The sequence below is a fragment of the Peptostreptococcus anaerobius 653-L genome, assembly GCF_000178095.1.
Lineage (GTDB): Bacteria > Bacillota > Clostridia > Peptostreptococcales > Peptostreptococcaceae > Peptostreptococcus > Peptostreptococcus anaerobius.
In genome coordinates, this window is the sequence record NZ_ADJN01000068.1 from 1 (window position 1) to 1,468 (window position 1,468).

Below are 1,468 nucleotides of genomic sequence, written 5' to 3' on the forward strand. Positions count from 1 at the left end.
GATATGTACCCTCTTTACTGGACAAACCAGTAAGGAGGGTATTTTTATGCGATATAGTTATGAATTCAAAAAAGAATGCGTAGAACTATACAAACAAGGAAAGTGGATGGAAACACCAGAAGGTGTTAAACCTCGTACGTTTAGAGACAAAATTAGATATTGGAGCAAACTTGTAGATTTTCATGGAGAAGAAATCCTTAAACACAATGAACAGAATAAAAAGTGGAGTGCAGAAGAAAAGTTTAAGCTTGTATCAAAAGTATTAGCAGGAAATTCTTACGAAGAAACAGCACTTAAATCTGGAATAAATACAAATATTCTTTATCAATGGGTTAACAAATATAAAAAATTTGGGTATAATTCTCTTGAGATTAAGAAAAGAGGACGTCCACCTAAAATGAAAGATAAGAATGAAAACACTAATATAGATCCAAAGCCACTTAACGAATCAGAAAGAGAAGAACTTATTCGTTTAAGAGAAGAAAATGAATACTTAAGAACAGTTCAAGCAGTCGAAAAAAAATTAGACGCCTTGAGAAGAGAAAAGTATGCTGCATATCTCAAGGCGAAAAAGCAGCAGTCATCAGAGAACTAAGAACTGAAGGGTACAAATTAAAATATCTTTTAAAGGCTATGAACATGCCTAAATCAACATACTACTACGAATTAAGTAAAGTTGACAAAGTTGATCTAAGAAACAAAGAGATCAAAGAACAAATAAAAGAAATATTTACTTCAAACAAGGGTAGATACGGAGTAAGAAGAGTTCATCAAACGCTCTTAAGTAAAGGATATATAGTTAATCACAAAAGAGTTCAAAGACTTATGCACAATATGAATCTTTTAGGCAAGAGACCAAAAGAAAAATATCATTCATATATTGGCAATGTCGGTAAAGTAGCTGGTAACATCATAAATAGAGACTTCACAGCAACAAAGCCATGTACTAAGTGGACTACAGATGTATCCCAATTTAACTTTGCATGGGGTAAATGCTATCTATCACCAATATTAGATATGTATACAAACGAGATCATCTCATATGACTTATCCTTACATCCAAATCTAGAGCAAGTATCAAGAATGCTTGATAGAGCGTTTGAAAAGTTTCCATGCGTAGAAGGCTTAATCATGCACTCAGACCAAGGATGGCAATATCAAAACAGCTACTACATCAAAGAACTAGAAAAGCATCAAATAACGCAGTCAATGTCAAAAAAAGGAAACTGCTACGATAACTGTATTATGGAAACATTCTTTGGCAGACTAAAAACAGAGATGTATTATGGATATGAGAGAGATTTTAAGACATTTAAAGAGTTTTCAAAAGCAATAGATGAATATATATATTACTACAACAACGAAAGGATTCAGAAGAAAACAAAATGGATGCCACCTACTTTGTATAGGTTAGCATCCATGAATGTAAACTAAATATTAATGTGTCCAGTTTTATGGGTACACATCA

Annotated in this window: 2 protein-coding genes; both read left to right on the forward strand. The window is 32.6% G+C overall.

The window, feature by feature from the left end:
• The coding region (locus HMPREF0631_RS10060; protein WP_330360463.1) for a helix-turn-helix domain-containing protein at positions 1 to 595 on the forward strand (595 nt) is incomplete at its 5' end.
• Complete coding sequence (locus HMPREF0631_RS08905) at positions 583 to 1,434, forward strand: IS3 family transposase (RefSeq protein WP_242821673.1); 852 nt, start codon at positions 583 to 585, stop codon at positions 1,432 to 1,434. The genes HMPREF0631_RS10060 and HMPREF0631_RS08905, both read left to right, overlap by 13 nt.
• Positions 1,435 to 1,468: the final 34 nt, after the last annotated feature.